Origin of the sequence: Acinetobacter guillouiae CIP 63.46, assembly GCF_000368145.1 — a bacterium.
GTDB classification, from domain to species: Bacteria; Pseudomonadota; Gammaproteobacteria; order Pseudomonadales; family Moraxellaceae; genus Acinetobacter; species Acinetobacter guillouiae.
On record NZ_KB849281.1, the window covers coordinates 281,237 to 294,388 of the forward strand.

At 39.4% G+C, this 13,152-nt stretch carries 12 protein-coding genes; 8 read left to right on the forward strand and 4 right to left on the reverse strand.

What is annotated here, in order from left to right; genetic code table 11:
• Nucleotides 1-138: 138 nt before the first annotated feature.
• Nucleotides 139-1,272, reverse strand: a complete 1,134-nt coding sequence (locus F981_RS01310; RefSeq protein ID WP_004717486.1) for an LLM class flavin-dependent oxidoreductase — start codon at nt 1,270-1,272, stop codon at nt 139-141.
• 315 nt (nt 1,273-1,587) lie between these two features.
• On the opposite strand from F981_RS01310, the gene F981_RS01315 reads away from it, so the two are divergent.
• From F981_RS01315 to tatC, 7 genes are all read left to right on the forward strand, one after another.
• Nucleotides 1,588-2,661 carry an ABC transporter substrate-binding protein gene (locus tag F981_RS01315; RefSeq protein ID WP_004717489.1) on the forward strand — a complete coding sequence of 358 codons (1,074 nt, stop codon included), beginning with the start codon at nt 1,588-1,590 and terminating at the stop codon, nt 2,659-2,661.
• 3 nt (nt 2,662-2,664) lie between these two features.
• Nucleotides 2,665-3,504, forward strand: coding sequence for an ABC transporter permease (locus F981_RS01320; protein ID WP_004717490.1), 840 nt, complete (start codon nt 2,665-2,667; stop codon nt 3,502-3,504).
• Nucleotides 3,504-4,292: an ABC transporter permease gene (locus F981_RS01325; protein ID WP_004717492.1), complete on the forward strand. Its 789-nt coding sequence runs from the start codon at nt 3,504-3,506 to the stop codon at nt 4,290-4,292. The genes F981_RS01320 and F981_RS01325 overlap by 1 nt, the downstream gene beginning before the upstream one ends.
• Nucleotides 4,293-4,322: 30 nt before the next feature.
• Nucleotides 4,323-5,078: an ABC transporter ATP-binding protein gene (locus tag F981_RS01330; RefSeq protein WP_004717493.1), complete on the forward strand. Its 756-nt coding sequence runs from the start codon at nt 4,323-4,325 to the stop codon at nt 5,076-5,078.
• A gap of 96 nt (nt 5,079-5,174) precedes the next feature.
• The gene (locus F981_RS01335; protein ID WP_004717495.1) at nt 5,175-5,390 is read left to right on the forward strand and encodes a Sec-independent protein translocase subunit TatA; all 216 of its coding nucleotides are present in this window, start codon (nt 5,175-5,177) and stop codon (nt 5,388-5,390) included.
• A 13-nt stretch (nt 5,391-5,403) separates the two neighbouring features.
• A complete protein-coding gene (locus tag F981_RS01340; protein ID WP_004717498.1) occupies nt 5,404-5,820 on the forward strand; it encodes a twin-arginine translocase TatA/TatE family subunit in 417 nt (138 codons plus the stop codon).
• On the forward strand, nt 5,817-6,554 hold the full coding sequence (gene tatC / locus F981_RS01345; RefSeq protein WP_004717500.1) for a twin-arginine translocase subunit TatC: 738 nt from the start codon (nt 5,817-5,819) through the stop codon (nt 6,552-6,554). The genes F981_RS01340 and tatC overlap by 4 nt, the downstream gene beginning before the upstream one ends.
• A gap of 42 nt (nt 6,555-6,596) precedes the next feature.
• Here the strand turns inward: tatC and F981_RS01350 are convergent, their stop codons facing one another.
• Entirely contained in the window at nt 6,597-7,667 is a 1,071-nt protein-coding gene (locus tag F981_RS01350; protein ID WP_004717502.1) for a sigma-54 interaction domain-containing protein, read from the reverse strand.
• 317 nt (nt 7,668-7,984) lie between these two features.
• Here F981_RS01350 and F981_RS01355 point away from each other — a divergent pair, with 317 nt between their 5' ends.
• Nucleotides 7,985-9,076, forward strand: a complete 1,092-nt coding sequence (locus tag F981_RS01355; RefSeq protein WP_004717504.1) for an LLM class flavin-dependent oxidoreductase — start codon at nt 7,985-7,987, stop codon at nt 9,074-9,076.
• 127 nt (nt 9,077-9,203) lie between these two features.
• Here the strand turns inward: F981_RS01355 and F981_RS01360 are convergent, their stop codons facing one another.
• Both F981_RS01360 and F981_RS01365 read right to left on the reverse strand, forming a co-directional pair.
• Nucleotides 9,204-10,466 carry a lipase family protein gene (locus tag F981_RS01360; protein ID WP_035371999.1) on the reverse strand — a complete coding sequence of 421 codons (1,263 nt, stop codon included), beginning with the start codon at nt 10,464-10,466 and terminating at the stop codon, nt 9,204-9,206.
• A gap of 54 nt (nt 10,467-10,520) precedes the next feature.
• The gene (locus F981_RS01365) at nt 10,521-13,013 is read right to left on the reverse strand and encodes a TonB-dependent receptor plug domain-containing protein (protein WP_004717507.1); all 2,493 of its coding nucleotides are present in this window, start codon (nt 13,011-13,013) and stop codon (nt 10,521-10,523) included.
• Between the last annotated feature and the right edge of the window lie 139 nt (nt 13,014-13,152).

Below are 13,152 nucleotides of genomic sequence, written 5' to 3' on the forward strand. Positions count from 1 at the left end.
CAACAATATAAGCTACTAATTTTTATAAATTTAATTAAAAACACTCTTCGATTTGTCAGCAAAGCTGTTGGTTTTAAGACAGTTCTATGCTGTTGAAACAACAAGATCCCTCTGATATCTCAAAGGGATCTAAACTTATTATTTTAATTTATATCCAACCAAGGGTAAGACTTCTTCAGCAACCCGATATGCTTCTTCCAAATGTGGGTTACTGGCGAGAATAAAATGCCCAACACCAATGTCGATATATTCTTGTAAGCGCTGTGCCACTTGTTCATAGCTCCCCACTAAAATACAGTTTGGACCACCCCTTACATTTGACATACCAGCCCAAACATTTGGACTGACAAATAAGTCTTCAAAACGATTGCCTTGTGCTAAGGCCTGCTGACGTTTTGCACCAACTGACTCAGTATCTTTACGTTCAAATGCATTGCCATCAATAGCGATGGTTTCATACATCTGTTTAAGCTCTTGAAACGCTTGTTCCTGTGTAGGGCGTGCCAAAATATCAATACGCATACCAAACTTTACCTTATGGTCTGGGGTATTATGTGCAAGGAAGGATCGCGCCTGTTCAATCACTTTTTTCTGCTGTTCAACAGGTTCCCCCCAGGTTAAGTGGATATCGGCATGCCGACCTGCAACTTGCAGTGCCGCTGGACTTGCTCCCGCTAACCACAAACGAGGAACGTCATATTGATTCATTGGGTATTTCAAACCACCTTGTTCAACGTGGAAAAACTTTCCATCATAGTCAAAAGGTGCCTGATGCGAATACCCTTTTACAAACTCTAAAAATTCATTGGTTCGCGCATAGCGCTGATCATGTTCAATAAAATCACCATAGGCACGTTGCTGTGCCCCACCGCCACCTGAAATCACGTTCCATTCAACCCGTCCCTGACTGAGACGCTGCAAACTTGCTGCCATTTGGCTTGCGTATGCAGGATGGATAAACCAAGGTTGAATCGCAATCAATAATCGGAGTCTTTTGGTTTCTCTTGCCAATGCCGATGCCAGCACCCACGGTTCTTCAGTATGTGGAAAAGCAGGAATCAATGCGCCGTGAAAACCCACGATATCTGCGGCTTTTGCTACCTGTTGTACATAATCATAGTAGGCAAACAATTCATCTTGATGTTGAGGTGCCACACGTTGAGGGGATTGTACTGCTGGGCCCAACTGGTTCCATTCACCTCGTGTATGTAACTGATGTGCTCGACGACCATCCCCATGCACAGGGATTCTCCATAAAAATTCAACAGACATAATACTTCTCAATAATTTAAAGGTTTTACACGCTATCGTGAGTGATACAACTCATGAGCAGAAACTATGCCGTTTTTTATTCAATATTGAATTCATCTATATTGTTGTTTTATCTAAATATTATAAAAACCCAGCTAAACAAGGTGTTGAAATTTCAACACTTATCCATCCAATACTGTCGGTTTCACAACATAACCTGTTTGATCCATTCAAATAACACCAATCATAAAAACATAACAAACTGATTTATATAAAATAATTATTTTGGCTTGGTTCTTGCTCTATCCCCTTATATTTCTAGATTTTTATGATGATATGCGTATTTTTTCTGGTCTTTTTTTAAGTTTTAGTCTTTTAGGATTGGTTGCTTGTGGCGTACAAAAAACCGAAGATCCAAACCAAAGTAAAACCAGTCAACAACAGCTTCGTATTGCGGTTGTGGCCAATGGAACTTCTGGCGGTCTGGACTTTATTGGTGTACCACAACTTATCGCACAGGACCCCATTTTTCTAAAAGCAATAAAGCAGAAAAATATTGAATTAAAGTGGGAACCTGTAACCACTGCGGCTGTGGCCACCTTAGTCAATGAAAGCTTTATCAACAATAAAATTGATTTTGCTTTTTATGGCAATCTTCCTGCTGTAGTACTCAATGCCACTGGTGTTAGAACACAAATTGTCGTCCCTGGCGGAGTCGGTAATAATGTTTATTTGGTGGTTCCAGCGGATTCACCCATCAAAACCATTGAGGACCTCAAAGGTAAAAAGATTGCCTTACATCGTGGTCGTCCTTGGGAAATTAATTTTGCTCAATTGATACAGAGCAAAGGTTTAAAGCTTAAAGATTTTCAAATCATCAATCTCAATCCACAGGCGGGAGCTGCTGCTTTATCCGCTAAAAGCGTCGATGCATTTTTTACCTTAAGTGATGCGCTCACTTTACAAGATCGCCATCTTGGCAAAATTATTTGGTCATCGCAAAGTCTACCCGCTGACTGGAAAATGCGTGCTGAACTATGGGGACGCAAGACTTATCTGGATCAACATCCAGACACAACCCAACTACTTGCTGATGCGACAGTACGGGCAATGCAGTGGATTTCACAGCATCAAGATGAATTCCAACAAAGTCAAACCAAATTTGGTCAGCCTCTAAGTGTGATTCAACGCGAAAGTCAAAATACCAGCAGTAACTGGCAACAAGATTGGTCACCTGAGTACCAAGTGGATTTTCTTAAACAGCATTATGCAAAAGTCATCGACCATGCTGTAAAAAACCAATTGATTCAAACGCCAATCAAAGCTGAAGAGTTGCTCAATGCTCAGTTTACCAGTCAAGCCATTCAAAATTTACAACCACTTGATATTCAACATAAGCAAGGAAACTAGGTCATGAAAATCCTCGTAAATCCGCTTATCGAAAAAAAAATCGTGGCGATCAAAGCACCATTATGGAGGCGACTGTCTTCTGAGCAGGTCTATCGCTTGCTCTCATTCCTTTCACCCATTTTGGCGTTACTGGTTTGGCAATTGATTAGCTATTTACAGATTTTTCCAACCCAAATTTTAGTACCACCTATAACGGTATGGCAGACATTTCTTGCCTTGTTGCAAAGTGGTGAACTACAACTGCATTTAAAAGATAGCCTTTCTCGACTGCTGATGGGTTTTTCAATTGCGGCCACCTGTGCGATTTTGTTTGGCATTGCCTATGCATCTCTCACCTCTTTCCGAAATTACACCTATATTTTGTTCAATATCCTTTATCAAATTCCAATCTTTGTGCTTATTCCTATTTTTATTTTGGTTTTTGGCATTGGTGAACTATTTAAAATTTTACTGATTATTAAAGCCTGTTTTTTTCCAATCGCACTCACAACAGCTGATGCTGTTAGAAATATTCCTAAAAAATATATTGAATTGGGCCAGATCTACAAATTAAAAACTCCAGCATGGTTGAGATACATCATCATCCCTTGCATCCTCCCACCATTAATCGGTGGACTGCGGATTGCTCTAGGTCGTGCTTGGTTGATTTTGGTGGCCGTTGAATTACTTGCTGCAGGCACTGGCATTGGTCAAATGATGGAGCTCGGACGACAAATGTTACGTTTAGACGTTGTCATGGTCGGAGTTTTTATTACAGGAATCATTGGTTTTGCTTTAGATAAAACTTTACGTCAGCTCGAACAATATCTTGTATCACCTGCATTGAGTTCAAGGGGGAAATAATGTCACAGCATCCACTGAACTTAAAAAGTGCTTTTGCGCAACCACTGATCTTGATCAAAGGTCTGCTGCTACCGCTCCTTTTACTGGCTTTATGGCAATACAATTCAAGTTTAGGCGCCAGTCATGCCTATGCATTTGTGCCTTTACAGAAGGTGTATTTTGCTTTTATTCAGCTGCTTGAAACAGGTGAATTATGGTTAAACACATGGGGAAGTCTTAAAAAAGCTGGACTGGGGTTTTTACTTGGCTCGACAACAGGGCTACTACTCGGTGCCTTACTTGCCTATTCAAAAATTTTAAATGCCTTGGTTTCACCATTATTTAATAGCATTCGCCAAGTACCCTTACTTGGTTTAACCCCATTGATTGCACTGTGGTTTGGCAATGGTGAGCAGGCAAAAATCTTTATTATTGCGCTTGCTTCTTTTTTCCCGATGGTGATTAACAGCTTTCAAGGGCTAAGTCATTATGACCAGAAATACAGTGAAGTCGCTCGTATTTACAAATTATCTTTTTGGCAGGAATTTAAAAAAATCCGTTTCCCTCAAGCTCTCCCATATATTTTAACGGGGTTGAATTTAGCGGTGCCTTTTACATGGATTACCACAACTGCCAGTGAGCTGTTATTCAATGCTGGTGCAGGCTTAGGCAATTTAATGATGAAAGCTGAAATCAATGCCGAAATGGATATTTTGTTGGTGTGTGCAATTACGGTCACCCTCAGCGGTATTGGCATGACGCTTTGCATTCACTTGATTTCTAAACGACTACTGCAATGGCGTGTTTAACTGAATCACCCATCTCATCAGGATATTGATATGAGCTTTTCCTTACTCTCGATTAAAAAACTCAATAAATCATTTTATCGAGATCAACAAACTTTCACCGTATTAGATGGTATTCATCTCGATATTCAGCAAGGAGAATTTATTTCTATTGTCGGAAGCAGTGGCTGTGGTAAATCGACCTTGTTGCGCTTAATTGCAGGATTAGATAAAGACTATCAAGGTGAGATTTTACTGAATCAAACACCAATACAAGGGACAGATTTAAAACGAGGTTTAATTTTTCAGGAGCACCGTCTATTGCCTTGGCTCAGTGTTTCCGAAAATATTCATTTAGCGCTCGAAGAAACCGACTTAAGCCGTGCCGAAAAAAATGCCCGTGTGGCAGAACATCTTACAATGGTGGGTTTAAAAGGTTTTGAAAATGCTTATCCACATGAGCTATCGGGTGGTATGGCGCAGCGGGTAGCGATTGCACGAGGCTTGGTTAATCAGCCTGATATTTTACTTTTAGATGAACCCTTTGGTGCTTTAGATGCAATTACACGTAGCCATCTGCAAACTGAATTACAACGTATTTGGCAAGATCAAAAGATCACCATGATTCTAGTTACACATGATATAGAAGAAGCGGTTTATCTGGGTGATCGCGTGATCGTAATGTCTGCTCGACCAGGAAAAATTAAAGAAATCATTCAAGTTCCTTTGACCCATCCAAGACATAAAGACAGCGAATTATTATTTAACTATCGTAATCAAGCACTCAATATGCTGGACCATAGCGCATAATGAAATCGAATATTCATCGATATAAATATTATTTAGAAAATATATTCAAGCATGATATTTATACCAACTAGTTTTAAATTATTAAGGAAATATGAAATGGGTTTATCAATTTGGCATATATTATTATTTGCCGTGATCGTTATTTTATTATTTGGTACATCAAAACTTAAAAACTTAGGTAAGGATTTAGGTGGTGCAATTAAAGATTTTAAAGACTCGGTTCATTCTGATGATCAAAAACTGTCTGAAACAAATCAGCCTAAAGAAATTCATCATCTCGATTTAAATAAAGAAAAAAACACTAACGGGTGAGTACTAAATCATTATGTTCAATATCAGTTTTGGTGAACTCTTGGCTTTTGCTGTTATTGCACTGATTATATTGGGACCTGAAAAGCTTCCTCAAACATTCAGGGTGGGATTACTTAAATATAGAGCCCTTAAAAATAATCTTAACAAAATCCAGCTAGAGTTAGAAAATGAACTGGAATTGCTTGAACTAAAAAGGATCATGCAAGAAGAGCTGCTCAAAATAAAACAAAACGAAGAGCTGCTCAAACAGCAGCTTGCACAAATGCAACACGAAATCCAAAGTGTACATAGTGCTGTTGCTATAGCACATCAAGCGCCTCCTTATCCCACACATGATTATGTTTATCAAATCTCTGCGCGTGAATTAAAAGTACCCTTTTTAATTTACACAACATCATCCAATATCTTGCGTGAGGATCAAGCTGCATGACCGAACAAATACTCAGTGAAACACTCACTGAAATGAAATATAGCGAACATTTAAAAGAGCTTAGAAAGCGTTTGATCTATAGCATTGCTACAGTCTTAACTATTTTTTTACTATTATTGCCCCTTGCACAACACAATTATCATTTTTTGGCTCAACCCTTAATATCCCGATTGCCTAAAAATTCAACCATGATAGCTACAGATGTGATGAGTACATTTTTAGCGCCCTTTAAACTCAATATTTATTTTGCAATTTTATTGGCGATTCCCTTTATTCTTTATCAATTCTGGCGCTTTATTGCACCTGCTCTATATCAAAGTGAAAGAAAATTTGGCGTGGCGCTTGTACTCTCCAGCATCGGTTTATTTTATCTTGGCCTATTATTTGCCTATTATTTGATTCTGCCTTTGGCGTTAAACTTCTTTGTCTTAGCTTCACCAGATAATGTTTTACCGATGACTGATATCAACAGTTATCTTGATTTCTGTCTCAAGCTTTTTCTGGCTTTTGGTATCGCCTTTCAAATCCCTGTACTCACCTATATTCTTATTTTTATTGGTATTCTTTCTATTCAACAATTGGAACATTACCGTAAACACATCATTGTTTTGTTTTTCTTTATCGCAATGTTTATTACACCCCCTGATATTTTTAGCATGCTTGCACTAGCAGTACCAATGTGGCTTTTGTTTGAACTTGGTTTATGGATCACAAAAATGACCAGCCCAAAATAAAACATCCATGGGTAAAATGGATGTTTCTATTGCACAGCCCAATTAAACAATTTCATTTTTATTTGGTAATAAATTATATCTTGATAACAAATTACGTAAAACATTGCGCGACAGTCCTAACATTTTTGCAGTCTTAACCTGATTATTCCAGCAACTTGAAAAAGCGGTATTGACGATTTTATCTTCAATGATGTGCCATGCTTCACCATCATATTCTTGAAATAAACGCTTGAGTACATCCTCAAACTCTTGAATCAAATCATTATCTGGTAAAACGCTTGAACCACCCTCCTCTGAAAACCTTAAATGTTCAATATCAATGGTTTTGCCACCACTGATGAGCAGTGCATAATGGATATTATTTTCAAGCTCACGGATATTTCCCGGCCAACTATAGTTGAGTAGTGCATTTCTGGCGCGATCACTGATGTTGGGTTTCGGCGTAATCATCTTTTGCGAATAGGAGTTTAAGAAAAAATCCACCAAAGGCAAAATGTCACCCTTACGCTCTCGCAATGGTAAAATATTTAGCACAACCACATTTAGGCGATAGTATAAATCTAAACGGAATTTATTTTCCGCGACAGCTTTACGCAAATCAACATGTGTACCAGACAAGATGCGTACATTAATCGGGATCGGTTTACGTCCACCGACCCGAACAACTTCCTTTTCTTGCAATACACGTAACAGTTTTACTTGCAAAGACAACGGCAACTCACCCACTTCATCCAAGAACAAAGTTCCGCCGTCGGCTGTTTCAAAAATACCTGGGCGTGTCTTATGCGCACCCGTAAATGCGCCTGCTTCATAACCAAACAATTCAGATTCTGCAAGTGTTTCAACTAAAGCACCACAATTGACAGCAAGAAACGGCTTATTTTGGCGATCACTTTTCAAATGAATTTCACGTGCGATTAATTCTTTACCTGTACCTGATTCACCTTGGATGATCACACTGGCAGAACTTGGTGCAATGGTTTCAACTTGGCTTAATAGCTTACGAGAGTTTTGATCAGAAAATATAATCGCTTTTGCTCTTATTGGCTTAATTGGCACACCATTATCAGGCAAGGTAATTACTTTATAATCATTATCCAAATAGGATTTCATAATTAACCCTTTAAATAGCTGAGGAGGATATTAAAATAGAATAGTACAATTCTATTACAAAGCTGATAAATAATAATTACAGATATTTAATCCTAAATTTATATATTGAATGATTTAATAGGCGTTTTTGCTTATGCATTTATAATCAATGTATTTCTATTTTTATGCAATGTTGCTTTTTAAACAATATGTCTGTCAATTGATCATATATAAACAGCTTACAATAATATTTTTGAAAAAATTATATATTTTATCTCCCCTCACTATTTGGCACCTATTTTGCTCTTTTATTTAAAATTTACAGCATAGGTTAAATGATGAGCATAGAGTTTGTGGGTATGGTTTTTCCAAATCAATGGTCTGAAACCAAAGGAACCCGAATTGGTCATAAAATTGATCTCGAATATTTACGTTATCATGCTCGTGCACATGAATATGCAGGTTTTGATAAAGTTTTAATCGCCAATGGACCAAGTAGCCCTGATAGTACCCAAATCGCAGCTTATCTGGCACAACAGACTGAACGACTTGGATTTATGATTGCACATCGCCCTGCGCTGATGACGCCTAATCTGGCTGCACGTTCCTTTGCCACACTGGACCATACCACTGGCGGAGGACGCATTCGTTTACATGCCATTACGGGAATTACCGCTGAACCGCAAGAAGGTGATTATATTGTTGATAAAATTCAACGTTATGAACGCACGGGTGAATATCTAGATATCATCCAAAAGCTTTGGAAAAGTGAGCAACCGATTCACTATGAAGGCAAATACTTTAAACTGGAAAATGCTTTCTGCCCTTTAAAACCGGTCAATGGAACTTCTATTCCGATTTCATTCGGTGGTTCTTCGGATATTGCCTACGATATCGCAGTGCGTCATGCAGATCTTTATTCGCTTTGGGGTGAGCCCTTAGCGGGCGTGAAAGAGCAGATAAATAAACTTAAAAAGGCAGCAGAAGCAGCCAATAAACCCCAGCCGCAGGTCAGTTTATCAGTACGTCTTATTATTGGGCCAACAGAACAACTCGCATGGCAACGAGCACAACAAATTTTAGCTGATATTCAGCAAAATCCAACGTTCCAAAATAATGGCTCACTTTCGGGACATAAAATTAAAGGCGTAGGTTCACAACGGTTACTGGCAGCAGCACAACAAGGTGATCGCCATGACCGAGCCTTATGGATGCCAACTGCAAGCGCAGTTGGGGCCTATGGTGATACCACCGCCCTTGTCGGAACGCCTGATACGATTATTGCCGCATTACTTGATTATGTAGATCTGGGCGTCACCACCTTTTTAAATCGTGGTTATGATCCAATTTACGATACTGTGGACTATGGTCGTTATATTATTCCTGCGGTACGAGCTGAGGCGGCCAAGCGAAACAAACAGATTGCCTAAGTCCTCAAGCTAAATAAAAACCGCTCATTTAATCGGATTGAATGAGCGGTTTTTATTGCTTGCTAATTTAAGGTCTTGTCATAACCATGAGCATCATTATGAGGGATGGTTATTTTCTTCTGATTTTCTATTGTAAATCTGGTTTGCAAATGGACTGAATCTTCTCCCCTGCAATCACCTGTTTGGCAAATGGAATAGAATCTTGTAGGGAAGCATTCACTGTCTCACTATGTCCCAATCCATGATACAAATGCCCTTCAACGACTGTATCTGCCTTACATGCATCCGCCACCAACTTCATTTGATTACGTGCATCTGGTGTACGATCATTTGCCCCAGTGCCAATAAATAATGGATGATTGATTTTTAAGGTCGGGTAATAGCCATAATCATTGGATTGTTTTTCCTGTAATTTTTTATAGATCGATGGTGGATTCGCCTTATAGGCTTGCGCAGGTGAAAGTCCTGCTGTTTGAATATCTCCCATAAAACTGGTCAAACAGGCATTTCTTGCTTGTTCCACCAAAGGCACTGCTTCAGCGGTAAAAATATCTTCAGTTTTGATTTCAGGAAATAAGCTTTGCGTCACTAAAAAACTATAAATACCATATGCTAAGGATGGACTGACTTCATAAGGATTTAACTTTAACTGATTCTTTTCAGCTGTTGCCTCTGGGTCCTGATAAATCACTCCTGTGCCAATAGATCCTTTAATATTTAACTCTGGTGCATAGGTTGCTGAATAAGCTGAAGCTGAAACAGCCCCCGCCCCACCTTGAGATTGCCCCACAATAACAAAACGATTTGCTAGAGGTAATTTCGTTTTAAGCGCAGCTCGACCGCTGTCTAAAATACTATAAGCAAGCATTGGATTATTGATCAGCAAGTGCGGGCCAGCCACACCAAGTCCTTCATAGTCAGTTGCTACTACAGCGAATCCTTCTTTTAACCATCGGTTTAAATATTGTACATCTCGATAAGATCGTCCATTCCAAGAAGGTGCGCAGGCATCTGCTAGACCAACCGTACCATGTGCCCATAACACAACAGGCCAACCTTCTTTCGGTGGCGTACCTTTAGGAAGATGTACTGTCCCAGAAACCACAATGGGGGTCTTACTATCCCGTCCACTTGTTGAACTATATAAAATACGAATAGCCGTACTATCATTGTCCAAACGGATATAAGGGTTGCTGATGTCCTCTGTCTTTAAGAGTTTTCCAGCTTGTTCTGGAATCGCAGCTTTCCATGTATAAAATGCTGAAACACGTCCATCCCCATAACGATCTTCAGGCTGAGGGGCTTGCTGGGCATTTGCCATTCCAGCAGACGTTAGTATGCTTGCGACAAAAACGGATTTAACCACATTAGATATAAAAGTATTTTGCATTTTCATGACCTTGAAACCTATTTAAAAACTGTTTTAAAAAATTTATTTTTTAATTTAAAAGTCGTAACTTACACGGCCATATAAATACGTTCCAAAGGCACCTTCTGGCGCATTAAAACTGTATTTGACGATGTTCCCTACAGATGAGTCTTTGGCTTTGTCTGGGTAACTGTTAAATAAATTATTTGCGCCCAGATTGAATTTTAGCCCTTTTACCCACGCATCTGCTTTGTAGCCAAAGTCCAAATCAGCAATCCATTGCGGATCAAAGGTCTGATCCAATGAAGTATTGGTATTATTTAAAGTAGTCCATTTATCATAACGACGGACTGCGGCATTGATACTCCACGCTTGATTTGACCAAAGTGCCCCCAATGCTAATTTGGTTTTTGGCGCTGTAGATTCAATTAGGCTTTGGGTATTTCGACCAGCAATACTGGAGACTGGAATTCGCTCACCTTTTGCAGTGATTGAGTCTCGGCTGTCAGTGATTTTATTTTTATGATAAGCCAAACCTAAATTCAGCTTTAACTTGCCATATTGTTCAAGATCAAGATCATGTTTTAATGCGAACTCCAAACCACGTGTTTGCGTATCTAATAAATTATTAAAAAACGCCACATTGGCAATATTTGCATACGGCGTATTTGCAAAAGCATTATTGATCACGCTGCCAGTAATATTGTCAGAAAGTAAAATACGATTTCGAATATCGATTTGATAAAGATCTAAAGTTGCAGAGGTATTGATAAATGGTTTGAGTACCAAACCTAAAGAATAATTGGTCGATTTCTCAGGCTTAAGTGAAGTTCCACCAATCAGTAAAGCCGCTTCACTTCCCGCAACTAAAGTCCTTTGCTGTACATCTTGCCAACCTGTCGGAGTTTGCACCGTTTGTACACTATAAGCGGAGTATCCTTGCTGGGCTAATGACGGTGCGCGATAACCTGTATTGACAGATCCACGAAGAGTCAACTGCGGAGAGATATCATATTTGGCAAAGAGTTTGCCGTTGGTTGTCGAACCAAAGTCTGAATATTTTTCTGTTCGAATAGCAGCACCAACATTTAAATCTTTTACAATATCGGCTTCGAGATCCAAATAAATGCCGTACACATCTCGACTAATTTTGCGTTGGTCTTGATCTGTAATACCCGCGTATATACCTGGGATACCCGTACCTAAAGCCGTACTTGGATTAAAATAGGGTCCACGGGTATAAGCAATGGGGTCGCCTGCATTTTGTTTATATTGTTCCCAACGGTATAGCGCTCCCGTCGAAACAGTCAATGGACTGGCTAAACCATCAATTGCAAAATCACGACTATAGTCCAGTCCTGTATTGAGTTGGGCAAAAATGTTTTCCCCTAAATCATAATGAGAGGGTGAATCTGCACCATAACTTGGGTTAATGCCATTGCCTTGTTCAGTGCTGACTTTGTTTTGTCCATAAGTGGCATACAGGTCATATTTTCCTGAAGTCTGGTTGCCTTGTTTAACCCCAAACGTGGTCGCAAAATCATCCACACTGACTAAACTCAAAGGTGAGCGTCCATCAGGATAACGTTGCTTAAAATAAATGGATTGATTCAGTACTGTTTTGGTGGTTGGAGGTTCATAAAAATTTTCCCCGATGGTCTTACGATGCCCATAACTACTAAAACCATACAAGGCAATTTCATCAGTTAAAGGTAAATCTAAATTCGCAGTGATATTGATTTGGTCTTTTTGTTCAGGAGAACCAAATTTCCAAGTTCTAAATGGTGTGTTCTGCTCGGTATATTGGGCTTGGGTTGAACCATCATAAAATGTTCGCGTATCTGGTGCAGTATTACTTGCAGCTTCACGCTTTCCTAAATCTACGGCAACAGTTAAAGCACCATCATTGGGTAATTCAAAGCCTTTCCAAAGATTGATTTTATGCTGTTCACCATCCCCTTGTGTATAGCCTCCAGTTTGATAACTCACGCCACCACCATGATCACGTGATTTCAATATAATGTTAACCACGCCCGCGATCGCGTCAGAACCATATTGAGCTGCGGCACCATCTCGTAAAATCTCTATACGTTCAATGGCACTAATCGGGATTAGGCTTAAATCTGTTACCGCAGCACCTCTCCCCCCAGCATACGCTTGTCGAGTGAAGTAAGCCGCTGTATGGCGACGTTTACCATTGATCAAAATTAAGGTTTGATCTGCAGATAAACCTCGCAATGCAATACTCGGCGGCACCGATGCACCGAAACCACCCGCAGGTGATGTTGGTAAACTCACTGACGGCGATAAGCGTGTTAATGCAGCTGCAAGATCACCTGCCCCTGTTTCTTGTAGTTCTTTGGCTGTCACAATGTCTACTGGAGCAGGAGCCTCTAAAGCACTATTGATAGCTCGCCGAGAACCCGTTACAACAACTGATTGCAATGTCACGACATCCTCTTTTTCTGATACAGGCCTTTGTTCATTTGCCAAAGTGATTGAGGCGGTAAGTGTACTGAACGCAAAAACAGAAGAATGAAGAATGAATTGAGAAAAATATGTACGCATATAAGCTTCCTTAACGATCTGCACCGATATAGCAAAGCCAATGCCAAAATTTTTATTATTGAATATCAAAAACTTGTCATTAAAAATAAAAAAATCATTGTTTATATTTAAACAATGATTCGAAAAAATGTTTATAAAA

Bases quoted from the DNA above. Each gene is read 5' to 3' on its own strand.
- F981_RS01330 (WP_004717493.1), top strand. From the start codon at position 4,323: ATGAGCTTTTCCTTACTCTCGATTAAAAAACTCAATAAATCATTTTAT.
- F981_RS01335 (WP_004717495.1), top strand. From the start codon at position 5,175: ATGGGTTTATCAATTTGGCATATATTATTATTTGCCGTGATCGTTATT.
- tatC (WP_004717500.1), top strand. From the start codon at position 5,817: ATGACCGAACAAATACTCAGTGAAACACTCACTGAAATGAAATATAGC.
- F981_RS01350 (WP_004717502.1), bottom strand. From the start codon at position 7,667: ATGAAATCCTATTTGGATAATGATTATAAAGTAATTACCTTGCCTGAT.
- F981_RS01315 (WP_004717489.1), top strand. From the start codon at position 1,588: ATGCGTATTTTTTCTGGTCTTTTTTTAAGTTTTAGTCTTTTAGGATTG.
- F981_RS01355 (WP_004717504.1), top strand. From the start codon at position 7,985: ATGAGCATAGAGTTTGTGGGTATGGTTTTTCCAAATCAATGGTCTGAA.
- F981_RS01310 (WP_004717486.1), bottom strand. From the start codon at position 1,272: ATGTCTGTTGAATTTTTATGGAGAATCCCTGTGCATGGGGATGGTCGT.
- F981_RS01320 (WP_004717490.1), top strand. From the start codon at position 2,665: ATGAAAATCCTCGTAAATCCGCTTATCGAAAAAAAAATCGTGGCGATC.
- F981_RS01325 (WP_004717492.1), top strand. From the start codon at position 3,504: ATGTCACAGCATCCACTGAACTTAAAAAGTGCTTTTGCGCAACCACTG.
- F981_RS01340 (WP_004717498.1), top strand. From the start codon at position 5,404: ATGTTCAATATCAGTTTTGGTGAACTCTTGGCTTTTGCTGTTATTGCA.
- F981_RS01365 (WP_004717507.1), bottom strand. From the start codon at position 13,013: ATGCGTACATATTTTTCTCAATTCATTCTTCATTCTTCTGTTTTTGCG.
- F981_RS01360 (WP_035371999.1), bottom strand. From the start codon at position 10,466: ATGCAAAATACTTTTATATCTAATGTGGTTAAATCCGTTTTTGTCGCA.